The organism is Mumia sp. zg.B53 (genome assembly GCF_019550935.1).
Lineage (GTDB): Bacteria > Actinomycetota > Actinomycetes > Propionibacteriales > Nocardioidaceae > Mumia.
The window spans coordinates 248,120-269,709 of sequence record NZ_JAHWCK010000004.1; the positions used below are offsets into that span (position 1 = coordinate 248,120).

Below are 21,590 nucleotides of genomic sequence, written 5' to 3' on the forward strand. Positions count from 1 at the left end.
GTCAAGCGTGGTGCTCTCCACTACGCTGAGGCCGGGGCAAGCACACCCACTCTCCCGGAGGTCCGAGTGTCGAGGGACGGTTCTACCGCCACCCTGCTCGCTGCGCTGCTCAAGCTGCGCGCCGAGCTGAGCGGTGCTGCTCTCGGGCTGGAGATCGCGGGGGCGTCCGACGGGCGCGAGGCGCAGCGCCGACTGCTGTCACAGCTCGACGACTACGTGCTGCCTCGCCTGGTGCAGCTCGACGCGCCCTTGCTGACGGTGGTCGGCGGGTCGACGGGCGCAGGCAAGTCCACGCTGGTCAACTCGCTCGTCGGCCGCCGGGTCACCGCCTCGGGGGTCCTGCGGCCCACGACGCGGTCAGCGGTGCTGGTGCACAACCCCGCCGACGCCGAGTGGTTCCAGCCCGACCGCATCCTGCCCGACCTGGCGCGTGCGACCACCCAGTCGCACGACACCCGGGCGCTGACGCTGGTGCCCGCGCACACCGTCCCCAAGGGCCTCGCGCTCCTCGACGCCCCTGACGTCGACTCCGTCGAGGCCGAGAACCGTCGGCTCGCGAGCGAGCTGCTCGCCGCGGCAGATCTCTGGCTGTTCGTCACCTCGGCCGCACGGTACGCCGACCAGGTCCCGTGGGATTACCTGCGCGAGGCCGCCGAGCGCAGTGCCGCCGTCGCGATCGTGCTGGACCGTACGCCCGACCAGTCGATGGGCGAGGTCCGCGGCCACCTGGCCCGCATGCTCACCGCACGTGGCCTGAAGGACTCGCCCTTGTTCACGGTCCTGGAGGCCGAGGTCGACGACGACGGACTTCTGCCGCCGAGCGCGGTCGCCCCGATCCTCAACTGGCTCCACGACCTGGCGGGCGACCCTGAGGTGCGTGCGTCGATCGTGACCCAGACCCTCGACGGCGCGGTGCGCAAGATCGTCTTCGGGGCCTTCGACGTCGCCGACGCCGTCGCCGAGCAGGGCACGGTGCTCACCGGGCTCGTCGAGGACGTGGACCGCGCTTACAACGGCGCTGAGGCCGCGTTCGCCAAGAGCCTCTCCGACGGCACGTTGATGCGCGGCGAGCTGGCCGCGCGCTGGCGCGACTTCGCCGGCTCCGGCGACCTGCTGCGCGGCAACGAGGACAAGATCGGGCGACTGCGCGACCGCATCGTGGACAGCGTCCGCGGCCGTCGAGCGCGCGTCAACGAGGTGCAGGAGAGCTTGTCCCACAACGTCGAGCTGCTGCTGCTCGAGCAGGCCGAGGCCGGCGCCCACGCGGCGTACCAGCTGTGGGAGCAGGTGCCTGCCGGCGCCATCCTCCTGCGCAACGCCGGCCGCGACCTGGAGCGTGCCAACCGCATGCTGCGTCCGCGAGCCGAGCGGATCGCCGCCGACTGGATCGAGGCCTGCACCGAGATCGTGCGCGCGGAGGGCTCCGAACGCCGGATGACGTCCCGCTTCCTCGCCCTCGGCACGACCGGCTCCGCGGTCACGCTCGGCGTCTGCGTCATCAACGAGCTCGCACCCCGCGACGAGGAGATCGCCACCGGGGCCTCGACGGCCCGTGAGCTGCTCATCGACGTCTTCGGGGAGACGACGGCGCGACAGCTGCTCGACCTCGCCAAAGAAGACCTTCTCCGGCGAGCCGCGACCGTTCTGCGAGACGAACGCCAGCGTTTTTACGACGTGCTCGCACGGGCTGCCGCAGCACCCTCGGCAGCCGATAGCATTCGAGCCGCTGCTCGGGCCGCCGAGGATGCACGCCACACCGACCTGATCCCCGAGGACTGGGACTGACGTGAACGACACCCCACCCGCACCGCTGTTCAGCACGAATGGCGGTGACGTCGCCGCGCGCGTCGACGGCCTCGCCGCCGCCGTGGATGCCGCCTCCGGCCGGCTCGACCCTGGCCTGGTGAACGAGGGCGCCACCGTCGTCCGTCGCGCCGCGGACCGCCTGCGCCTGGCCAGCGACCGTACGGTCGTCGCACTCGCCGGTGCCACCGGCTCCGGCAAGTCGTCGCTGTTCAACGCGGTGGCCGGCATCGAGCTGTCGGCCGTCGGCGTGCGCCGCCCGACCACCTCCTGGGCGATGGCAGTCGCCTGGGGCGAGAGCGGGTCCCGTGACCTGCTCGAGTGGATGGGCATCCCCGAGCGCCAGCAGATGTCGCTGACCAGCCCGCTCGGGACCGTCCCCGACGACACGAACCTCGACGGGCTGGTGCTCCTCGACCTGCCCGACCACGACTCGACCGAGGTGAGCCACCACCTCGAGGTCGATCGGCTCGTGCAGTACGCCGACGTCCTGGTGTGGGTCCTCGATCCCCAGAAGTACGCCGACGCGGCGATCCACGACCGCTACCTCCGCCCGTTGGCCCGCCACGCCGGCGTGACCATGGTCGTGCTCAACCAGATCGACAGGCTGCCACCCGAGAAGTGGGACGGGACGTTGCAGGACGTCCGCCGGCTCCTGGCCGACGACGGGTTGGCGGGGGTCCCGCTCATCGCGGTGTCCGCCCTGCGGGGCGACGGCGTGGACGACTTCAAGCGCGCGCTGGTCCGCAAGATCCGGGACAAGCAGGCCGCCGGGATGCGGACCGGTGCCGACGTCGAGCACATCGCCAAGGCGTTCGAGCAGATGAGCGGAGACGTGCCGGCGATCGGGTTGACCGACTCCGACCGCGACCAGCTGGTGGCGACCCTCGCCGAGGCAGCGGGCGTGTCGGCGGTCGCGGACTCGGCCGAGAAGGCCCTCGTCTCGCGTGCGGTCACGGCGACGACGTGGCCGCCGCTGCGGTTCGTCGGCCGCTCGAAGCGGCCCTCGGCCGCCGAGGGCGGGGCCCTGCGGTCGCTCGAGTTCGATGACGTGAGCGCGAGGGTGCAGCGGCCGGCGGTCGACGTGGCTGTCCGCGACGTCGCCGAGAAGGCCACGATCGGCCTGACCCCGCCGTGGGTGCAGTCCGTACGCCGCGCCGTCGTCGTCCCGAACCGCGACCTGGCCGACGTGCTGGACCACGCGATGTCCCGCACCGGGCTGGGTCTCGACCGCGCGCCGACCTGGTGGTCGGTCGTCAAGACGGTCCAGTGGACGGCGCTCGCGGTGACGGTGGCGGGTCTGCTCTGGTTGCTCGCGCTGGTCGGCGCGGAGGTGACCGGCGACGCAGCGGCGCCGATGATCGGCGGAGTCTGGCTGCCCGTCTACCTCTCGGTCGGAGGGCTGGTGATCGGTCTGGTGCTCGCGATGGTCGCGACGGTGGCAGCGAAGTCCTCAGCGAGTCGCCGGGCGCAGGAGATCGACGAGGCGCTCCGAGCGACGATCGTCGACGTCGCGAGCGAGCGGGTCCTCGCGCCCGTCGACAACGAGCTCGCCGCGTACGACCAGGTTCGCCGCGGCATCGCGACGGCCCTGGGCCGCCGCATCTGACGTCGCGCACAGCGCGCCGCCGTCCACAGCCGGCGGCGGCGTGCTGCCGCCGCGCTCTGGCGGGCCCCACCATCGGGATGTCCCCGATGATTGGAGCAGCACATGAGCGACAACCAGATGACCGTGTACGGCAACCTCGGCACGCCGGTGGATCTCAGGGAGAGCAACGGCTTCGCCTGGGCGATGTTCCGGGTCGGATCCACGCCTCGCTACTACGACCGCCAGCAGGGCGGGTGGCGCGACCTCGAGACCGTGTGGATCACGGTCAAGGCCACCCGCGCTCTCGCCCAGAACGCCGGCGCCTCCCTCGCCCTCGGTGACCCGGTCGTCGTGATCGGCAGGCTCCGGACCCACTCCTGGCAAGACCGGGAGACCGGAGAGCAGCACCGCCGCGACGTCCTCGAGGCGACGGCGGTCTGCCACGACCTCAACCGTGGGACGACCGAGTTCCACCGCAACGAGCCCGCGGCGACACCCGAGCCCGCAGGCGGCGAGGGCCAGGCGGTCGCGGCGTTCGAGAGCACGCACGTCGTCGACGGGGCCGCTCCGCGGGGCGAGCCGGTGGCTGTCTGACGCCCCGCTTCCGTCCCGGCCGTCGCGGCCGCAGGCCGCTCGACGGTCCGATTCACGCGGCGGCCGGGGGAGCGCCTACCCTTGACCCATCATGTCTGACTACGTCTTCACCCTGCGCAACGTCCGCAAGTCGCTCGGCGACAAGGTCGTCCTCGACGACGTGACGCTCTCCTTCCTCCACGGGGCCAAGATCGGTGTCGTCGGGCCTAACGGCACCGGCAAGTCGACCCTGCTCAAGCTGATGGCCGGCATGGAGCAGCCGAGCAACGGCGACGCCCACCTCGATCCCGGGGCCAACGTCGGCATCCTCCTCCAGGAGCCGCCTCTCACCGACGGCGCGACCGTCCTCCAGAACGTCGAGGAGGCCGTCGCCGACATCAAGGGCAAGCTCGACCGCTTCAACGCGATCAGCGAGGAGCTCTCGAGCCCCGACGCCGACTTCGACTCCCTTCTCGCGGAGATGGGCGACCTCCAGACCGCCCTCGACCACGCCAACGCGTGGGACCTGGACTCGCGTCTCGAGCAGGCCATGGACGCGCTGCGGTGCCCGCCGCCGGACGCCCTCGTCGACAAGCTGTCGGGTGGAGAGCGGCGGCGTGTCGCGCTGTGCAAGCTCCTGCTCCAGCAGCCTGACCTGCTCCTCCTCGACGAGCCCACCAACCACCTGGACGCCGAGAGCGTGCTCTGGCTCGAGCAGCACCTCGCCAAGTACCCAGGCGCCGTCCTGGCCGTGACCCACGACCGCTACTTCCTCGACAACGTGGCGCAGTGGATCCTGGAGCTCGACCGCGGCAAGACCCACCCGTACGAGGGCAACTACTCGACCTACCTCGACACGAAGCAGCAGCGGCTGGTCGTCGAGGGCAAGAAGGACGCCAAGCGGCAGAAGATCCTCGAGCGTGAGCTCGAGTGGGTCCGCTCGAACCCGAAGGCGCGCCAGGCCAAGAGCAAGTCGCGTCTGGCCCGGTACGAGGAGCTCGCCGCCGAGGCCGAGCGCAGCCGGGCGGTGGACCTCTCCGAGATCAACATCCCGCCGGGCCCCCGCCTGGGTGACGTGGTCCTCGACGTCCGCGACCTCAAGAAGTCGTTCGGCGAGCGGACGCTGATCGACAACCTCAGCTTCTCGCTCCCGCGTGCCGGGATCGTCGGCGTGGTCGGTCCCAACGGCGTCGGCAAGACGACGCTGTTCAAGATGATCACCGGTGAGCAGCAGCCTGACTCCGGCGACCTCACTGTGGGCACTACGGTCAAGATCTCCTACGTCGACCAGTCCCGGTCGGGCATCGACCCCTCCAAGAACGTGTGGGAGGTCGTGTCCGACGGCCTCGACCACATCAAGGTGGCCAACTTCGAGATGCCGAGCCGCGCCTACGTCGCGTCGTTCGGATTCAAGGGGCCCGATCAGCAGAAGCGTGCCGGCATCCTCTCCGGCGGTGAGCGCAACCGCCTCAACCTGGCGCTGACGCTCAAGATGGGCGGCAACCTGCTGCTGCTCGACGAGCCGACCAACGACCTGGACGTCGAGACGCTTCAGTCGCTCGAGGACGCGCTGCTCGACTTCCCCGGCTGTGCCGTGGTCGTCTCCCACGACCGGTGGTTCCTCGACCGGGTCGCCACCCACACGCTGGCCTGGGAGGGCGACGCCGAGAACCCAGCCCGCTGGTACTGGTACGAGGGCAACTTCGCCGACTACGAGGCCAACAAGGTCGAGCGACTCGGCCCCGAGGCTGCACGGCCGCACGCGCTGACCTATCGGCGCCTCACCCGCGACTGATCCACCGAGGGTCGGTCAGAAGCGCGCGCCGCCGAGGTCGTTGCGGATGCGCTCGAAAACCCGACCGATCACCTCGAACTCCTCGTCGGTGGCGTTGTCCAACAGATATCGGCGTACGCCGCCGACGTGGGTGTGGGCTGCCTCGCGCAGCCGCTCCATGCCGGCCTCGGTGAGCTGCGCGTTGACCCCGCGGCCGTCCGAGACGCACGAGCGGCGCACGACCAGCCCTGCGCGCTCGAGGCGCGCGACGGTGTGGGTGACCCGGCTGCGAGAGTGGGAGACCTGGTCGGCGAGCTGGGCCATCCGCAGCGTCCAGTCGTCGGCCTCGGACAGGCGGACGAGGATCTCGTACTCGGGCATCGAGAGGTCGTGCTCGCGCCTCAGGTCGCGGTCGAGCTGGTCGAAGAAGACCGTCGAGCCGCCCAGGAACGACCGCCAGATCGCCTGCTGGCCGTCGTCGAGCCAGCGTGTCTCGGGGGAAGCCTGCGTGGTCGAGGTCATGCGAGAAGTGTAGCGCGGGAATAGTTGGATCTTAAATCAGTTGTGCTATCGTGACGGCAGTTGGTTGAAACCGCAGGAACCTAGCGGATCGCCAGCGCCAGACCAGACCGACGAGCACAACCCGCCCGAAGAGGATGCAACCCATGGCACAGATCACCACAGGCACCTGGACGTTCGACCCGACCCACACGGAGATCGGCTTCACCGTCCGCCACCTCATGAGCAAGGTTCGCGGCAAGTTCGAGAGGTTCGAGGGCAGCATCACCACCGCGCCCGTGATCACCGACTCGACCGCCACCGCCACGATCGACCTCGTCTCGATCAACACCGGCACGCCTGATCGTGACGCCCACCTGCGCTCGTCCGACTTCTTCTCGGTGGAGACCCACCCGACGATGACCTTCACGTCGACCGGCGTCGTCGAGAAGTCCGACACCGAGTTCGTCCTGCGTGGCGACCTCACGATCAAGGACGTCACTCGCCCGGTCGAGCTGGCCGTCGACTTCCTCGGCGAGGGTCAGGACCCGTGGGGCGGGACGCGCGTGGGCATCGAGGCCACCACGACGATCAGCCGCAAGGACTTCGGCATCGACTTCAACATCCCGCTCGAGGGTGACAAGGTCATGATCGGCGACAAGATCAGCATCATCATCACCGGCGAGGCCGTCCTCGCCCAGTAGCACGCGACACCGACGTCCCGAGGACGTCGATGACGACGACGGCCGTCCTGGAGCCCACGGCACCGGGGCGGCCGTCTTGCTGTGCTCAGCGGTGCACGGCCCCCACGGCTCGGAGCGCCAGGTCGGCATACAGGTTGCCGACAGCCTCGGGCGTACGAGGCCCACCCGGCTGATACCAGCGGACGAGGTCGATCGCCATGGAGATGAGGGCGAGCGCGGTGCCAGGGACATCGCTGACCTCGAAGACGCCCTTGTCGACGCCCTCGCCGATCGCGTCGCGGTAGACGCGCTCGATGTCGCGCCGGTAGCCCGCGACCTCCTTGCGGTGCTCAGGCGTGAGCGCAGAGATCTCGTACTGGACCACCCGGGCGCGCTTGCTGTGGACCGCGTGCCACCGCGTGAACTCGAACTGGATGGTGGCGAGCCGCTCGACGGGGTCGGCGGTGGAGGCGTACGCGGCGGCGATCATGTTGCGGGTATTGAGGTGGCCGGCCGAGCTGATCTCGTAGAGGAGCTGCTCCTTGGACGCGTGGTGCACGTAGAGCGCTGCCGGGCTCATGCCCGCCCGCGTCGAGATGTCGCGAGTCGTCGTGGCGTGGAACCCACGCTCGGCGAACGCCTCGACTGCGGCGTCCATCAGCCGCTCGCGTGCGGGAACCTCGGTCATGGGCGCTCCTGGTCTTCGACGGCGGGGTGGGGGACCCCTGGCGCTAAGCGATCGCTTAGTACACTCTAGGTGATCGTGACCCCATGACCCGGAGGCACTCCGTGAAACGAGCCATCTTCGACGACGACCACGAGGCATTCCGCGCATCGGTCGCGGCGTTCGTCGAGCGTAGCGTCCTGCCCCACGCCGATGCGTACGCCGAGGACAAGGGCCTGCCGCGTGACTACTGGCTCGAGGCCGGCAAGCAGGGCTTGCTCGGCCTCGAGGTCCCCGAGGCGTTCGGCGGCGCCGAGGCACGCGACTTCCGCTTCAACGCCGTGCTCGCCGAGGAGCTGTCCAAGGTCAACGCCGCCCTCCCGTCGTGCACCGGCATCCACTCCGACATCGTCGCGCCGTACCTCGTCGAGCTCACCACCGACGAGCAGAAGGCGCGGTGGCTCCCGCGCTTCGTGACCGGCGAGCTGCTCACCGCGATCGCGATGACCGAGCCGTCGGGCGGCTCCGACCTGGCCGCGCTCAAGACCACCGCCGTGCGCGATGGTGACGGGTGGGTCATCAACGGCTCCAAGACCTTCATCACCAACGGCTGGTCCGCCGACCTCGTGGTGGTCGCGGCCCGCACCAGCCCCGAGAAGGGCGCCAAGGGCATCACGCTGTTCGCCGTCGAGACCGGCATGGACGGCTTCACCCGTGGCCGCAAGCTCGACAAGGTCGGCCAGAGCGAGTCCGACACAGCCGAGCTGTTCTTCTCCGACGTGCGGGTGAGCGACAACCAGGTGATCGGCGAGGTCGACCGCGGGTTCATCGCGATGATGGAGCGTCTCCCGCAGGAGCGGCTGTCGTGCGCCGTCTCCAACGTCGCGCACGCCAAGCAGATCCTGCTCGAGACGATCGCCTACGCCAAGGAGCGGCACGCGTTCAAGCAGCCGATCGGGTCGTTCCAGCACAACAAGTTCCTCCTCGCCGAGCTCGTGACGCGGATCGAGTCGGTCGAGGCGTACGTCGACGCCGCCGTGCTCGCGCACACCTCGCGCGAGCTGACCGCGATCGACGCGGCCAAGGTCAAGTGGCTGTCGTCGCAGGTCCAGAACGAGGTGCTCGACCACTGCGTCCAGATCCACGGCGGGTACGGCTACATGAACGAGTACCGAGTCGCCCGTGCCTGGCGTGACGCCCGTGTCACCAAGATCTGGGCGGGTTCCAACGAGATCATGAAAGAGCTCATCGGTCGCGACCTCGGGCTCTGACCACACGACAAGATCCGGCCCCTCAGACAAGGAATCCTCATGACCGAAGCCGTCATCGTCTCCACCACGCGCTCGCCGATCGGCCGCGCCTTCAAGGGCTCGCTCAAGGACATGCGTCCTGACGACCTCACCGCGCAGATGGTGCGTGCCGCGCTCGACAAGGTGCCCGAGCTCGACCCGCGCGAGATCAACGACCTCATCCTCGGGTGCGGTCTGCCGGGTGGCGAGCAGGGGATGAACATGGGGCGCGTCGTCTCTGTGCTCCTCGGCTACGACTTCCTGCCCGGCACCACCGTGACCCGCTACTGCTCCTCGAGCCTCCAGTCCACCCGGATGGCGTTCCACGCGATCAAGACGGGCGAGGGCGACGCCTACATCTCGGCCGGTGTCGAGATGGTCAGCCGCTTCGTCAAGGGCAACAGCGACGCGATCCCCGGTCAGGAGATCACCAACCCGGTCTTCGCCGATGCTGCGCAGCACACCGAGGAGCTCTCGAAGGGTGGTCAGACCTGGACCGACCCGCGCGAGGACGACCGGCTCCCTGACGTCTACATCGCGATGGGCCAGACCGCCGAGAACGTCGCCCAGATCCTCGGCATGAGCCGCGAGGAGCAGGACCGCTTCGCGGTGCGCAGCCAGAACCTCGCCGAGGAGCGCATCAAGGACGGCTTCTGGGAGCGGGAGATCACCCCGGTCACGCTGCCCGACGGCACCCAGGTCACCGTCGACGACGGCCCCCGCCCCGGCACGACGTACGAGGCGGTGTCGCAGCTGAAGCCGGTCTTCCGACCCGACGGCACCGTGACCGCCGGCAACGCCTGCCCGCTCAACGACGGCGCCGCGGCCCTGGTGATCATGAGCGACACCCGCGCCAAGGAGCTCGGCCTCACCCCGCTGGCGCGCATCGTGTCCACCGGCGTGACCGGTCTCTCCCCGGAGATCATGGGGCTCGGCCCGGTGGAGGCGATCCCGCAGGCGCTCAAGAACGCCGGGATGGCTCTCGGCGACATCGACCTGTTCGAGATCAACGAGGCGTTCGCGGTCCAGTCGCTCGGCTCGGCCCAGCAGCTCGGCATCGACATCGACACGCTCAACGTCAACGGCGGTGCGATCGCGGTCGGTCACCCGTTCGGCATGACCGGTGCTCGGATCACGGCGACGCTGATCAACTCGCTCCAGACCCACGACAAGCAGTTCGGCGTCGAGTCGATGTGCGTCGGCGGCGGCATGGGCATGGCGATGGTGCTCGAGAGGCTGTCGTGACCGGCGGCGCGAAGCGCTTCGAGGGCCGCACCGCGATCATCACCGGGGCGAGCCGTGGCATCGGGCTCGGCATCGCGCAGCGCATCGTCGACGAGGGTGGGCGGGTGTGCCTGACTGCCCGCAACGACGAGGCGCTGCAGGAGGCCGTGGTCCACCTCGGTGGCCCCGAGGTGGCGATCGGCGTCCCGGGCAAGGCTGACGACCCTGCCCACCAGGAGGAGGCGGTCGCGCGCACGCTGGAGGTGTTCGGGTCCCTCGACCACCTGGTCAACAACACCGGCATCAACCCCGTCTACGGGCGCATGATCGATCTCGACCTGGCGGCGGCGCAGAAGATGTTCGCGGTCAACGTGCTGAGTGCCCTGTCCTGGACGCAGCGGGCCTACGCTGCCTGGATGGAGACCCACGGCGGCACGGTCGTCAACGTCGCCTCGGTCGCGGGCACGAAGCCGGCGCCCGGGATCGGCTTCTACGGAGCCACCAAGGCGATGCTCATCCACATCACCCAGGAGCTCGCGGTCGAGCTCGGCCCGCAGCTGCGCGTCAACGCGGTCGCGCCGGCGGTCGTGAAGACGCGGTTCGCGTCGGCGCTGTACGAGGGTCGAGAGGACGAGGTGGCGTCGGCGTACCCGATGAAGCGCCTCGGTGTCCCGGCCGACATCGCCTCCGTGGTCGCGTTCCTGCTGTCGGACGACTCCGGGTGGTTGACCGGGCAGAACATCGTCGTCGACGGCGGGCTCACCCTCACCGGCGGGGTCTGACGTGCTTCCCGATCGCGCGGGTGTCGTCGTCACCGGCGGCGGCAACGGGATCGGACGGGCGATCGCGCACCGGCTCGTCGCAGCCGGTGCGCGGATCGTCGTCAACGACCTCGATGGCGACGCTGCCGCACGGGTCGCGGAGGAGGTCGGAGGGCTGGCGGTCGCCGGTGACGCGGCCTCGGCCGACGGCGTCCAGGCCCTCGTCGACGCTGCACGCGACCACCTCGGGTCGATCGACGTCTTCTTCGCCAACGCCGGGATCGCCCGCGGCGACGCCGCGACGGCGACCGACGCCGACTTCGAGACGTCGTGGCAGGTCAACGTCATGGCGCACGTCCGCGCCGCGCGGGCGCTGCTGCCGGAGTGGCTGGAGCAGGGGGAGGGGCGGTTCGTCGCGACCGCCTCGGCCGCCGGCCTGCTGACGATGCTGGGCTCTGCCCCGTACACGCTGAGCAAGCACGCTGCCGTGGCGCACGCCGAGTGGTTGTCGGCGACCTACCGGCACCGGGGTGTCGTCGTGCAGGCGCTGTGCCCGCAGGGAGTGCGTACGGCGATGCTCGACGACTCCGGGCCGGCGGGGGACGTCACCCTCACCGAGACCGCGATCACGCCGGAGCGCGTGGCGGCGACGGTCTTCGACGCGCTCGAGGACGACCGGTTCCTGATCCTGCCCCATCCCGAGGTCGCCGACTACGTGCGGGCGAAGGCAGCCGACCCCGACCGCTGGCTGGGTGGCATGAACCGGCTCCAGCAGCGGGTCGAGGAGCTGCGCGCCGACTTCTGAGCCGGCGCCGCGTCAGGCGTGCCGACGGAGCTCGGCCTTGGCGAGGGCGTTCTTGTGCACCTCGTCCGGGCCGTCGGCGAACCGGAGCGTACGGATGCCGGCGATCGCGGCGGCCAGCGGGAAGTCCTGCGAGAGCCCGGCGGCCCCGTGCGTCTGGATCGCCTTGTCGAGGATCCACTCCACCGTGCGGGGCGTGGCGATCTTGATCGCCTGGATCTCGGCGTGCGCGCTCTGGTTGCCGACGGTGTCCATGAGCCAGGCCGTCTTGAGCGTCAGCAGGCGCAGCTGCTCGACCTTGACCCGCGACTCGGCGATCCAGTCGCGGACCACGCCCTGCTCGGACAGCGGCCGACCGAAGGCCACCCGGCTGCTGGCGCGTCGGCACATGGCCTCGATCGCGCGCTCGGCGATCCCGATCGCCCGCATGCAGTGGTGGATCCGGCCGGGCCCGAGACGGGCCTGGGCGATCGCAAATCCGTCGCCCTCGCCCGCGATCAGGTTCGACGCGGGCACGCGCACGTCGGTGAACACGATCTCCGCGTGACCTCCGTGGTCACGGTCGTCGTAGCCGAGGACGTGCATCCCGCGGACGATCTCGACGCCGGGAGTGTCGCGCGGGACCAGGATCATCGACTGCTGGCGGTGCCGTCCGGCGGTCGGGTCGGTCTTGCCCATCACGATGAAGATCGCGGCGTTGGGGTTCATCGCGCCGGTGATCCACCACTTGCGCCCATTGATCACGTAGTCGTCGCCGTCGCGCACGATCGACGTCGCGATGTTGGTCGCGTCGGAGGAGGCGACATCGGGCTCGGTCATCGCGAACGCGGACCGGATCTCACCGGCGAGCAGCGGCTCCAACCAGTCGCGCTTCTGCTCCTCGGTGCCGAAGGCGTGGAGCACCTCCATGTTGCCGGTGTCAGGCGCGGCGCAGTTGAGGGCGACAGGCGCGATGGCGGAGCTGCGGCCGGTGATCTCGGCGAGGGGAGCGTACTGGAGGTTGGTGAGCCCGGCGCCGCCGTCACCGGGAAGGAAGAGGTTCCACAGGCCCTGCTTGCGCGCCTCCGCCTTCAGGTCCTCGATCATCGGTGGTGGGCCCCAGTGGTCGGGGTGGGCGTCGACCGCCGCGTGGAACTCCTTCTCGGCCGGATAGACGTGCTCGTCCATGAAGCCCAGCAGCCGCTCGCGCAGCTCGATCGTCGTGGAGTCGTACCCGAAGTCCATGGTGCTCCTTGCTCGGGGGTCAGGTGCGGGCCGAGGCGAGGCCGGCGGCGATCAGCGGCTCGGTCGCCGCGCCCATGCGGCTGAAGCCGTCGCCGACCGTCTGGCCCTGGGTGTAGCGGTAGTGGATGCCCTCGGTGATGATCGCGAGCTTGAAGTAGCCGAGCGCCAGGTGGAAGCCCATCGTCGAGACGTCGCGTCCGCTCCGGGAGGAGTAGCGCTCGAGCACCTCGTCGACCGTCGGGTAGCCCGGCGCTGCCGTCGCGTCGGCCACCGCGTTGTTGCGGGTCGACCGGCCCATCTCCTGGTAGACGATCGTGAGGGCGATGTCGGAGAGCGGGTCGCCGAGCGTGGCCATCTCCCAGTCGAGGACCGCGGTGATCGCGTCCTTGCCGTCGGGGGAGGTGTCGACGAGGACGTTGTCGAGACGGTAGTCGCCGTGCACGATCGTCGCGTCGGAGTGGGTCGGCACGTGCGTGCCCAAGAAGTCACGTAGCTCCTCGTACCCGGCGAGGTCGCGGCTCTTCGATGCCTCCGCCTGCTTGGTCCACCGGCGCACCTGGCGCTCGAGGTAGCCCTGCGGCCGCCCGAACTCCTCGAGGCCCACGGAGGCCGGGTCGACGGCGTGGAGGTCGGCGAGCGTGTCGATCAACAGGCCGGCGATGTCGGCGGTGCGCTCGGGCCCCAGCTCCTCGAGCTCTCCGGCACGCCGCAGAGCACGGCCCTCGGCCTTGCTCATCACGTAGAACGGCGAGCCGATGACGTCGGTGTCCTCGCACAGGACGTACGCGTGGGGGACCGGGACGTTCGTCGAGCCGAGCGCGTTGATGACGGTGAACTCACGCCGCATGTCGTGCGCGGTGGCGAGCACGTGCCCCAGCGGCGGGCGACGCACGACCACGTGGGTCTCGCCGTCGGTCACGTCGTACGTCAGGTTGGAGCGCCCGCCCGGGATGACGGATCCGGTGAGCGGACCTCCGACCAGGCCGGGCACCGAGTCCTCGAGGTAGGTGCCCAGCCGGTCCAGGTCCAGGCCTGGGAGGTCGGTCATGTCAGTCCTTCGGTCCGCCGGCGACGTAGATGACCTGGCCGGAGACGAAGCCGGACTCCTCGCTGGTGAGGAACGACGCCGTCGCGGCGATGTCCTCGGGCTGACCGACGCGCGCCACCGGGATCTGCTGGGCGCTGAACTTCTTGAAGTCCTCGTAGTCGACGCCCACGCGCGCGGCGGTCGCCGCGGTCATCTCGGTCTCGATGAACCCGGGAGCGATCGCGTTGGCGGTGATGCCGAACTTGCCGAGCTCGATCGCGAGGGTCTTGGTGAAGCCCTGGAGACCGGCCTTGGCCGCGGAGTAGTTGGCCTGGCCGCGGTTGCCGAGCGCCGAGGTCGACGAGAGGTTGACGATGCGGCCGAACTTCGCGTCCACCATGTGCTTCTGGGCGCCTCGGGACATGAGGAACGCGCCACGCAGGTGGACGTTCATGACCGCGTCCCACTCGGCGACGCTCATCTTGAAGAGCATGTTGTCGCGGATGATGCCCGCGTTGTTGACCAGGATCGTGGGAGCCCCGAGCTCGGCCTCGACGCGTGCGTAGGCGGCCGTGACCGCCTCCTCGTCCGAGACGTCGGCGCCGACGGCGATCGCCTTGCCGCCCGCGGTGGTGATCGCGTCGACGGTGCCCGCGCACGCGTCCTCGTCGAGGTCGATGACGGCGACGGCGTGTCCGTCCGACGACAGCCGCCTGGCGACGGCGGCGCCGATCCCGCGTGCGGCGCCGGTGACGATGGCGGTGCGCTGCTGGCTCACAACTTCTCCTCGTGGCTTCGGGTGAGTGCTCGTGGTACCGCTAAGCGGTCGCTTAGCAAGGTACCGCATGGCAGTGGGGCGAAACACAGGGTCACATCACGGTTCGCCCCAGACCTGGGGGCCGAGTCTGCCACGATCGTCGGGTGCACCACGTCTACTCGTGTCCGATGCGTTGGGCCGACATGGATTCCCAAGGTCACGTCAACAACGTCACCTACGCCGACTACTTCCGCGAGGCCCGGCTGGCGGCCGGGGAGGGAGCGCGGCTCGTCCGCCTCGAGCTGGAGTACCGCGCACCGCTGGTCTTCCGTCCCGAGCCGGTCCTGGTCGAGTCGAGCGTCTTCGGGTCGAGGACCCGGGGTGACACCGTCCTGGAGCAGCAGATCATCGACCTGCGGGAGGACGGCGGCCGCACGGTCTATGCCCGGGGCCGGAGCGTGCTCGTCCGTACGCGGGGACGACTGCCCGCGGTCGCACCGTCGTCGGGGCCCGCCACGGACGTCCCCGTGCTCGTGCGGGCCCGCGACCTCGGTCCCGACGGAGCGGTGGACGAGGCAGCCACACTCGAGCTCTTCCAAGAGGGTCGTGTCGCCTTCGTCTCGTCGATCGGTGCCCGCGATCCCGAGCTCCCCTGGGTCATCGGGCGCAGCGAGCTGACCTACCTGCGCCCGATCGTGCACCGCGAGCGCCCGTACGCCGTGCGCACCGCCGTCACCCGCGTCGGCCGGTCGTCCTTCGAGATCCGTGCCGAGATGGTCGACGACGAGCCGGCCGAGGTCGACGGTCCGGTGGTCCTCGTGACCTCGCGCGCGGTCATCGTCGGGTTCGACCCTGGGGAGCAGCGGTCGCGGCCGCTGACCGAGCACGAGAGGTCCCATCTCCTACCGCACCTCGCCCGGGCTTGAGGCGACCGGTGACAATGGTGGCGTGAGCCAGAACCAGGCGGAGCAGCAGCAGACCTTCTACGACGCGATCGGCGGGTACGAGACGATCGCGTCGATCGTCGCTGCCTTCTACGAGGGTGTCGCCGACGACCCGGTCCTCCGTCCGATGTACCCGGAGGAGGACCTCGGCCCGGCGCAGGAGCGTTTCACCGACTTCCTCGTCCAGTACTGGGGCGGCCCGACGACCTACTCCGAGCGCCGGGGTCACCCGCGCCTGCGGATGCGCCACGCGCCCTTCGCCGTGACGCCGACCGCCGCCGAGCACTGGCTGCGCCACTTCCGGGCGGCCCTCGACCGCGTCGGTCTGTCGCCCGAGCACGACCGTGAGTTCTGGGCGTACGTCACTCATGCCGCGCAGTTCATGATCAACGCGCCGCAGGACCTCGGACCGGCACAGCCGCGCTGATCAGCCCGCGTCGCTCGCCTGGTCCGGGTCCTGCTGCCCGTCCTGGTCCCGGTCTGAGTCCCGGTCCTGCGTGGGCAGGGGAGGGGCCCCGTACGCCGCTGCGTGCGCGTACGGGATCTCGATCCCGAGCGAGTCGAACCGCTCCTTGATCAGCTCGCGCATCTCGCGCGCGACCTCCCACTGCTTCATCGGGGCGGTCTTGAGGACGACGCGGACGACGACACCCTCGGGCGTCCACCGCTCGACCCCCCAGACCTCGGGCTCCTCGAGGACGGCGCCGCTCCAGGCCGGGTCCTGCCACAGCGCGAGCGCGACCTCGTGCAGGGTCGCGCGGACCTCGCCCAGGTCGACGTCGTAGCCGACCGGCACGTCGAGGACCGTGCGGGCCCAGTTCTGGCTCTGGTTGCCGACGCGCAGGATCTCGCCGTTGCGGACGTACCAGACCGTCCCGTTGACGTCGCGCAACCGCGTGACGCGCATGCTGACCGCCTCGACCGTGCCGGTCGCGTCGCCGAGGTCGACGACGTCGCCCACGCCGTACTGGTCCTCCAGGATCATGAAGATGCCGGAGATGAAGTCCTTGACGAGGCTCTGGGCGCCGAAGCCGAGCGCCACGCCCAGGATCCCCGCGGACGCCAGCAGCGGCCCGATGTTGTAGCCCATCGTCGCGATCACCATGAAGGCGACGACGGTGAAGATCACGATGGTCGAGATGTTCTTGAGCAGCGAGCCCATGCTCCGGGCGCGCTGCTCGCGCCGCTCGTGCAGGATGGGGGTGATCGCCTCGGCGGCCCGCGCACCCGGGACGGTGCCGGCCGCGGCGGTCCGGGTGATGCGGTCGATCAGGCGGTTCACGAGCCACCGGGCCGCGACCCCCGCGAGCACGAGGACGAGGATCGCGAGCGGTTTGGCCAGCAGCAGGTCGGAGAGCTCGGCCAGGGTGTCGTTGTCGGTCCACCGGTGGACGAGCCGGCAGATGGTGTTGTCCGAGTCCGCCCAGCACGGGTTCTCGGTGGCGTCGGCGGTCACGAGCATGCCCTCGACGTTAGCGGTCGGTCATCACCGTCCGCGGACGCCTCCAGGGGTTGCCCCGGCTCGAGCACTCGTGCTCGACCTGGGCCGCGAGGCTCAGCAGGAGCGGCTCGGCGCCCGGCTTCCCGGCGATCATCGTGCCGATCGGGAGGCCCGCCCGACTCCACCCGGTGGGCAGCGAGAGGGCCGGGGCACCGGCGATGTTCCAGACCGACGTGTAGGGAGTGAAGCCCTTCTGCGCCTCGAAGTCGGCAACGGGATCGGCATCGTCGCGCAACGAGCCGACGAGGGCAGGCAGCTGGCCGAGCGTGGGGGTGAGGACGACGTCATAGCCGGCGTAGGCCTCGAGGGTGCGCTGCTCGGCCTGGCGCATCGCGAGCAGCGCGGCGGCGTACTCGACGCCGGTGGCGGCGCGGCCACGGTCCCGCTCCCAGCGGGTGAGGGGTCGCAGCAGCTCCTCGCGCTCGGGGGGCACGTCGACCGAGGCCGCGCCGACGAACCAGGCGGTCTCGAACGCGGCGACCGTGTCCGGCCCGAACGGAGGGTCGACGTCGACCACGTCGTGCCCGAGGCGCTCGAGGAGGCGGCTGGTCTCCTCGTACGCGGCGACCACCTCGGGGTCGGGGGGCAGCTCGCTGATCACCGGGTCGCAGAAGCGTGCCACCCGCAGCCGACCGGGTGCCCGGCCGCAGGCGTCGAGCATGCGGCTCCCGGTGAGCGCGACGACGTCGAGCATCGCCGCGGCGTCACCGACGGTGAGAGCGAGGGTGCCGGGCACGGAGAGGCCGGAGACGTCGATCTCCTCGGGGGTCCCGGCGACCAACCCCCGGCTCACCTTGATGCCGACCAGTCCGCACGAGGATGCGGGGATGCGGACCGAACCGCCTCCGTCGGAGCCGACGGCCACCGGGACGAGGCCTGCCGCCACCGCTGCCGCGGCGCCGCCCGACGAACCACCGGCGCCACGGCTCAGGTCGTACGGGGTGCGGGACGGCGGTGCCACGTCCGGCTCGGTGTAGCAGGGGAGCCCGAGCTCGGGGGTGCTCGTCTTGCCGAGGCTGATCATCCCGGCCGACGCGACCCGTACGGCGATGGAGCCGTCGGTCTCCGGCACCAGGTCGGCGAAGGCGGCAGAGCCGTACGTCGTACGGACACCCGCGGTCGGCGTGAGGTCCTTCAGCGCCGTCGGCACCCCGAACATCGGCGGGAGGGCGTCGGCTCCGGACCCGCGCAGCGCGTCGCGGGCCGACAGCGCGGCGGCGCGTGCCTCGTCGGCGGTGACGGTCACGAAGGCACCGACCTCCGCGTCCAGAGCGCCGATCCGCTCCAGCAGCCTGTCGACCACTGCGACGGGATCGGTCTGGTCGCTGCGGTAGGCGGCGGCCAGCGCGAGGGCGGAGGCGGGAGGTGTGCCGAGCTGAGCGGGCATACCGCCGAGCCTAGACGCGGTCCCCCCTCGGCTAGAATGTCGCCATGCTGAGCCGGAGCCGTACCGCTGTCCGTTCTGCCGTCGCCGGTGCGCTGGTCGCGTCGCCGCTGCTTGCGGTCGCTGCTGCCGCACCCGCCGCCGCCGACGTCCCGGTCGGCTGGGAGGACCCCCAGTCGCTGACGACCCTCCAACTGATCCTCATCTTCGCCGGGATCCCGCTGGGGATCGCGCTGGTCCTGACCGTCTTCGGCTACCTCCTGGCACGCCGGACGACACCGAGCTACCTCCCGTACGTCGTGGCGCCGGGCAAGGCGGTCGCCTCGTCGTCCGAGCGCAAGACGCTCGAGTCCCACCGCTGACCGTCCGTCCTACCCGAGCCTTCGAGGAGACCCGCCCGTGAGCTTCTCCCGTCCTGGTGCGATCGATCTGTCCGCCCTCAAGAACGCTGCTCCCGGTGCTCCGGCCGGCGCTCCACGCGGCCCCGCACCCGCGGGTGCCTCGTGGGTGCTCGACGTCACCGAGCAGAACTTCCAGGACGTTCTCCAGAGCTCCCTCGACCATGTGGTCGTGCTGGCGCTCTGGTCGTCCCGTGCCCCGCAGGGTGACGACTTCAACCGGGTGCTCGCCACCGTCGCCAACTCCTACGGCGGTCGGCTCCTTCTGGCGCGGGTGGACGTCGACACCAGCCCGCAGATCGCGCAGATGCTCGGTGCGCAGGGCGTTCCGTTCGTCGTCGGTGTCGTCAAGGGTCAGCCGGTCCCGCTGTTCCAGGGGACGGCTGACGAGGCGCAGGTCCGTCAGTACCTCGACGAGCTGCTCCGCGTCGCCCAGGCCAACGGCGTCACCGGGTCCGCCCCGCCGGTCGGCGGCGTGGCCGAGGTTGCCGAGGAGGAGCCCGCAGACGACCCGCGTTTCGCCGCGGCCGACGACGCCTTCGCGGAGGGCGACTACGCCACCGCGATCAGCGAGTACGAGAAGCTGCTCGCCGCCAACCCTGCCGACACCGAGGCAGCCGAGCGGCTCGCCGGTGCGCGACTTCTCGACCGCACCGCCGACGCCGACCTGACGGCGGCGCGCGAGGCGGCCGCCCAGAACCCCGACGACCTGGACGCGCAGATGCTCGTCGCCGACCTCGACCTCTCGGGCGGCCACGTCGACGACGCGTTCGGTCGCCTGATCGACCTCGTGCGACGCACGGCCGGTGACGAGCGCGAGCGGGTCCGCGGGCGGCTCGTCGAGATGTTCACGATCGTCGGCTCGGACGACCCCCGGGTCGCCCAGGCGCGCCGCAAGCTCGCCTCCGCCCTGTTCTGAGCGCGGGCCCCGGCGTCCGCTGTGGCGGCCCCTGCATACTGGCTCCATGCGACGGGTGGCGGGGGCCGGGCTGCTGACGCTCGGGATCCTGCTGGCGATCCTGGGCGCTGTGGTCGCGTTCGCTGTCGGCCCGGACGACCGCATGACGACCGGGACGCGCACGCTCGACACCGACTCGCGTGCGGTCGCGACCAGCCCGTCGGTGCTCGCTCGCCACGGCCCTCAGGTCAGCGTTCTCGTCGAGGTTCCGGACGATAAGCCGGTGTTCGTCGGACTGGCACACTCCCTCGACGTCGCCGACTACCTCTCGTCGACCTCGCACCTGGAGCTGACGCGCTACCGCGTCCCGTGGTCGGTGCGCACCCGGGCCGTCGAGGGTGAGCCGCAGCTTCCCGCGGCACCGACCGCGCTCGACTGGTGGCTCGAGCAGGCCTCCGGCGTCGGCGGTGCCGAGCTCCGCTTCCGGCTGCCCGACGAGACCGTCTCGCTGGCTGTGCTGGCCGTCGGCGACTCCGACCTCGCGGGCCTGCGCCTGACCGGTGCGTACGAGGTGCCGGGTGCCTTCGGGGTGGCGGTGGGGACGACGCTCGCCGGTCTCGGCGCCGTGGTCCTGGGTCTCGTCGCCCTCGGCGCCGTCGCGGGCGTACGCCGTCCGCCGCCGCCTGCCGATGCACCCGGGTTCGCCGACGACGAGTGGGACGCTCCCTGGCTGGAGACCGATCCCGCCGACGCCGACACGTGGGACGACTTCCTCACCGAGAAGGCAACCGCATGATCAGCGGCCGCCGTCCGGGCGCGGTGCTCGCTGCAGGACTCCTCGTCGGGGCGCTGGTCAGCGGGTGCGGCATCGTGCCACTCGAGAAGACCAGCACCGACGTCTCGAAGATCGCGGCCGACCACGACGAGGTCGACCGTACCTACCGCAACTACGAGAAGGCCCGAGCCGCCGCCTTCGGCGCGCTGGATCCCGACATCCTGGCGCTCGTCGAGACCGGGCCGGTGCTCGCCGTCGACGGACGTGCGATCGACGTGGCGAAGCGCGTGCACGGCAGCGCGTCGACCGGGGCAGCGGTGGCGCCGGCGGAGATCGAGGACGTCTACACGCCGCGCCTGGACGCCTACCCCCTGTGGTTCGTCGTGACCGCGCGCGACGCGGCACGCGGCATGCGGAGGGTCCAGGTCTTCGAACGCGCGTCGTCCACCGAGCAGTGGGAGCTCACCGCCTCCCCCGAGGCGCTCCTCAGCACGGTCCTCCCCGTGCCGAGGACGGTCGACGGGGTGCTCGAGACGGTCTCCGCCGACGACGGCGACGGTCTGGTCTCGAGCCCGGCGGCCGCGATGCAGGCGTACGCGGCGGTCCTGGGCGACCCGAGCTCGCCGCGCGCCGACCAGGTCACCGCGGACTCGTTCGTCACCCAGATGCGCGCCCAGGCTGCCGGGCTCGCCAAGCCCGGCACGACCTTCCGCCGGACCTGGTCGTCGCAGCCGGTCACCCACACCATGCGGACGCAGGACGGCGGTGCGCTGGTCTTCGGGACGCTGATGCGCCAGGACGGCTGGGTCCTGGCACCCGGCGCGACGGTCACCTGGCCGGAGGGGTCGGAGCACAAGGCCTACCTCGGGAGCCCGATGACGGGATCCGGCGTGCTGCGCTACTACCACCAGGTGCTGATGTACGTCCCGCCGCAGGGCGGGGTCGGTCTGCCCCGCGTCCTCGGGCAGTACGGGGGAGTGGTCGACGTCGAGGAGACCGGCCCGGTGGAGGCGAGCCCCTGAC

Annotated in this window: 22 protein-coding genes; 15 read left to right on the forward strand and 7 right to left on the reverse strand. The window is 70.7% G+C overall.

Translation table 11 applies throughout. The features are described from left to right. The first annotated feature begins 66 nt into the window (after positions 1-66). The 4 genes from KV102_RS15500 (at position 67) to ettA (ending at position 5,759) form a co-directional block, all read left to right on the forward strand. The gene (locus KV102_RS15500) at positions 67-1,785 is read left to right on the forward strand and encodes a dynamin family protein (protein WP_301022093.1); all 1,719 of its coding nucleotides are present in this window, start codon (positions 67-69) and stop codon (positions 1,783-1,785) included. A 1-nt stretch (position 1,786) separates the two neighbouring features. Further along, positions 1,787-3,412, forward strand: a complete 1,626-nt coding sequence (locus tag KV102_RS15505) for a GTPase (RefSeq protein ID WP_220346812.1) — start codon at positions 1,787-1,789, stop codon at positions 3,410-3,412. Between the two features lie 102 nt (positions 3,413-3,514). Continuing rightward, a complete protein-coding gene (locus tag KV102_RS15510) occupies positions 3,515-3,985 on the forward strand; it encodes a single-stranded DNA-binding protein (protein WP_220346813.1) in 471 nt (156 codons plus the stop codon). A 91-nt stretch (positions 3,986-4,076) separates the two neighbouring features. After that, the gene (gene ettA / locus KV102_RS15515; protein ID WP_220346814.1) at positions 4,077-5,759 is read left to right on the forward strand and encodes an energy-dependent translational throttle protein EttA; all 1,683 of its coding nucleotides are present in this window, start codon (positions 4,077-4,079) and stop codon (positions 5,757-5,759) included. Between the two features lie 15 nt (positions 5,760-5,774). Here the strand turns inward: ettA and KV102_RS15520 are convergent, their stop codons facing one another. Next, the gene (locus KV102_RS15520) at positions 5,775-6,260 is read right to left on the reverse strand and encodes a MarR family winged helix-turn-helix transcriptional regulator (RefSeq protein WP_220341119.1); all 486 of its coding nucleotides are present in this window, start codon (positions 6,258-6,260) and stop codon (positions 5,775-5,777) included. 143 nt (positions 6,261-6,403) lie between these two features. On the opposite strand from KV102_RS15520, the gene KV102_RS15525 reads away from it, so the two are divergent. Then, complete coding sequence (locus tag KV102_RS15525; protein ID WP_255559266.1) at positions 6,404-6,940, forward strand: YceI family protein; 537 nt, start codon at positions 6,404-6,406, stop codon at positions 6,938-6,940. A gap of 85 nt (positions 6,941-7,025) precedes the next feature. On the opposite strand, the gene KV102_RS15530 is transcribed toward KV102_RS15525, so the two are convergent. Continuing rightward, complete coding sequence (locus KV102_RS15530) at positions 7,026-7,607, reverse strand: TetR/AcrR family transcriptional regulator (protein WP_220341121.1); 582 nt, start codon at positions 7,605-7,607, stop codon at positions 7,026-7,028. A gap of 101 nt (positions 7,608-7,708) precedes the next feature. Between KV102_RS15530 and KV102_RS15535 the strand changes: the two genes are divergently transcribed. The 4 genes from KV102_RS15535 to KV102_RS15550 are packed head-to-tail and all read left to right on the forward strand — an operon-like array spanning position 7,709 to position 11,662. Further along, the gene (locus KV102_RS15535) at positions 7,709-8,854 is read left to right on the forward strand and encodes an acyl-CoA dehydrogenase family protein (RefSeq protein WP_220341122.1); all 1,146 of its coding nucleotides are present in this window, start codon (positions 7,709-7,711) and stop codon (positions 8,852-8,854) included. 39 nt (positions 8,855-8,893) lie between these two features. Then, a complete protein-coding gene (locus tag KV102_RS15540) occupies positions 8,894-10,117 on the forward strand; it encodes an acetyl-CoA C-acetyltransferase (RefSeq protein WP_220346815.1) in 1,224 nt (407 codons plus the stop codon). After that, entirely contained in the window at positions 10,114-10,878 is a 765-nt protein-coding gene (locus KV102_RS15545; RefSeq protein ID WP_220341124.1) for an SDR family oxidoreductase, read from the forward strand. Before KV102_RS15540 ends, KV102_RS15545 begins: the two co-directional genes overlap by 4 nt. Before the next feature lies 1 nt (position 10,879). Beyond that, positions 10,880-11,662 (forward strand): SDR family oxidoreductase, encoded by a 783-nt coding sequence (locus tag KV102_RS15550; protein WP_220346816.1) that lies wholly within the window; start codon positions 10,880-10,882, stop codon positions 11,660-11,662. Positions 11,663-11,674: 12 nt separating this feature from the next. On the opposite strand, the gene KV102_RS15555 is transcribed toward KV102_RS15550, so the two are convergent. Genes KV102_RS15555 through fabG form a run of 3 tightly spaced genes read right to left on the reverse strand, consistent with a single transcriptional unit; the run spans position 11,675 to position 14,688 of the window. Then, the gene (locus tag KV102_RS15555) at positions 11,675-12,883 is read right to left on the reverse strand and encodes an acyl-CoA dehydrogenase family protein (protein ID WP_220341126.1); all 1,209 of its coding nucleotides are present in this window, start codon (positions 12,881-12,883) and stop codon (positions 11,675-11,677) included. 19 nt (positions 12,884-12,902) lie between these two features. Next, complete coding sequence (locus KV102_RS15560) at positions 12,903-13,931, reverse strand: phosphotransferase family protein (protein ID WP_220346817.1); 1,029 nt, start codon at positions 13,929-13,931, stop codon at positions 12,903-12,905. A 1-nt stretch (position 13,932) separates the two neighbouring features. Next, on the reverse strand, positions 13,933-14,688 hold the full coding sequence (gene fabG / locus KV102_RS15565; protein WP_301022839.1) for a 3-oxoacyl-ACP reductase FabG: 756 nt from the start codon (positions 14,686-14,688) through the stop codon (positions 13,933-13,935). A gap of 167 nt (positions 14,689-14,855) precedes the next feature. Here fabG and KV102_RS19655 point away from each other — a divergent pair, with 167 nt between their 5' ends. Further along, complete coding sequence (locus tag KV102_RS19655) at positions 14,856-15,593, forward strand: acyl-CoA thioesterase (protein WP_220365470.1); 738 nt, start codon at positions 14,856-14,858, stop codon at positions 15,591-15,593. 22 nt (positions 15,594-15,615) lie between these two features. After that, positions 15,616-16,038: a globin gene (locus KV102_RS15575; protein WP_220341130.1), complete on the forward strand. Its 423-nt coding sequence runs from the start codon at positions 15,616-15,618 to the stop codon at positions 16,036-16,038. Here the strand turns inward: KV102_RS15575 and KV102_RS15580 are convergent, their stop codons facing one another. Together KV102_RS15580 and KV102_RS15585 are read right to left on the reverse strand one after the other, a co-directional pair. Further along, a complete protein-coding gene (locus tag KV102_RS15580) occupies positions 16,039-17,073 on the reverse strand; it encodes a mechanosensitive ion channel family protein (protein WP_220346819.1) in 1,035 nt (344 codons plus the stop codon). Positions 17,074-17,083: 10 nt separating this feature from the next. Then, positions 17,084-18,499, reverse strand: coding sequence for an amidase (locus KV102_RS15585; RefSeq protein WP_220346820.1), 1,416 nt, complete (start codon positions 18,497-18,499; stop codon positions 17,084-17,086). 44 nt (positions 18,500-18,543) lie between these two features. Between KV102_RS15585 and KV102_RS15590 the strand changes: the two genes are divergently transcribed. From KV102_RS15590 to KV102_RS15605, 4 genes are read left to right on the forward strand one after another with little or no spacing between them, the layout of a single operon-like run. Next, positions 18,544-18,858 (forward strand): hypothetical protein, encoded by a 315-nt coding sequence (locus KV102_RS15590; protein WP_220346821.1) that lies wholly within the window; start codon positions 18,544-18,546, stop codon positions 18,856-18,858. Between the two features lie 37 nt (positions 18,859-18,895). Further along, positions 18,896-19,813: a tetratricopeptide repeat protein gene (locus KV102_RS15595; RefSeq protein WP_220346822.1), complete on the forward strand. Its 918-nt coding sequence runs from the start codon at positions 18,896-18,898 to the stop codon at positions 19,811-19,813. 46 nt (positions 19,814-19,859) lie between these two features. After that, complete coding sequence (locus KV102_RS15600) at positions 19,860-20,588, forward strand: hypothetical protein (protein WP_220341135.1); 729 nt, start codon at positions 19,860-19,862, stop codon at positions 20,586-20,588. Then, positions 20,585-21,589, forward strand: coding sequence for a hypothetical protein (locus tag KV102_RS15605; RefSeq protein ID WP_220346823.1), 1,005 nt, complete (start codon positions 20,585-20,587; stop codon positions 21,587-21,589). Before KV102_RS15600 ends, KV102_RS15605 begins: the two co-directional genes overlap by 4 nt. Position 21,590: the final 1 nt, after the last annotated feature.

Coding starts and splice junctions, on each gene's coding strand:
- KV102_RS15520 (WP_220341119.1), bottom strand. CDS start 6,260: ATGACCTCGACCACGCAGGCTTCCCCCGAGACACGCTGGCTCGACGAC.
- KV102_RS19655 (WP_220365470.1), top strand. CDS start 14,856: ATGCGTTGGGCCGACATGGATTCCCAAGGTCACGTCAACAACGTCACC.
- KV102_RS15585 (WP_220346820.1), bottom strand. CDS start 18,499: ATGCCCGCTCAGCTCGGCACACCTCCCGCCTCCGCCCTCGCGCTGGCC.
- KV102_RS15590 (WP_220346821.1), top strand. CDS start 18,544: ATGCTGAGCCGGAGCCGTACCGCTGTCCGTTCTGCCGTCGCCGGTGCG.
- KV102_RS15600 (WP_220341135.1), top strand. CDS start 19,860: ATGCGACGGGTGGCGGGGGCCGGGCTGCTGACGCTCGGGATCCTGCTG.
- KV102_RS15525 (WP_255559266.1), top strand. CDS start 6,404: ATGGCACAGATCACCACAGGCACCTGGACGTTCGACCCGACCCACACG.
- KV102_RS15530 (WP_220341121.1), bottom strand. CDS start 7,607: ATGACCGAGGTTCCCGCACGCGAGCGGCTGATGGACGCCGCAGTCGAG.
- KV102_RS15540 (WP_220346815.1), top strand. CDS start 8,894: ATGACCGAAGCCGTCATCGTCTCCACCACGCGCTCGCCGATCGGCCGC.
- ettA (WP_220346814.1), top strand. CDS start 4,077: ATGTCTGACTACGTCTTCACCCTGCGCAACGTCCGCAAGTCGCTCGGC.
- KV102_RS15605 (WP_220346823.1), top strand. CDS start 20,585: ATGATCAGCGGCCGCCGTCCGGGCGCGGTGCTCGCTGCAGGACTCCTC.
- KV102_RS15580 (WP_220346819.1), bottom strand. CDS start 17,073: ATGCTCGTGACCGCCGACGCCACCGAGAACCCGTGCTGGGCGGACTCG.
- KV102_RS15510 (WP_220346813.1), top strand. CDS start 3,515: ATGAGCGACAACCAGATGACCGTGTACGGCAACCTCGGCACGCCGGTG.
- KV102_RS15560 (WP_220346817.1), bottom strand. CDS start 13,931: ATGACCGACCTCCCAGGCCTGGACCTGGACCGGCTGGGCACCTACCTC.
- KV102_RS15555 (WP_220341126.1), bottom strand. CDS start 12,883: ATGGACTTCGGGTACGACTCCACGACGATCGAGCTGCGCGAGCGGCTG.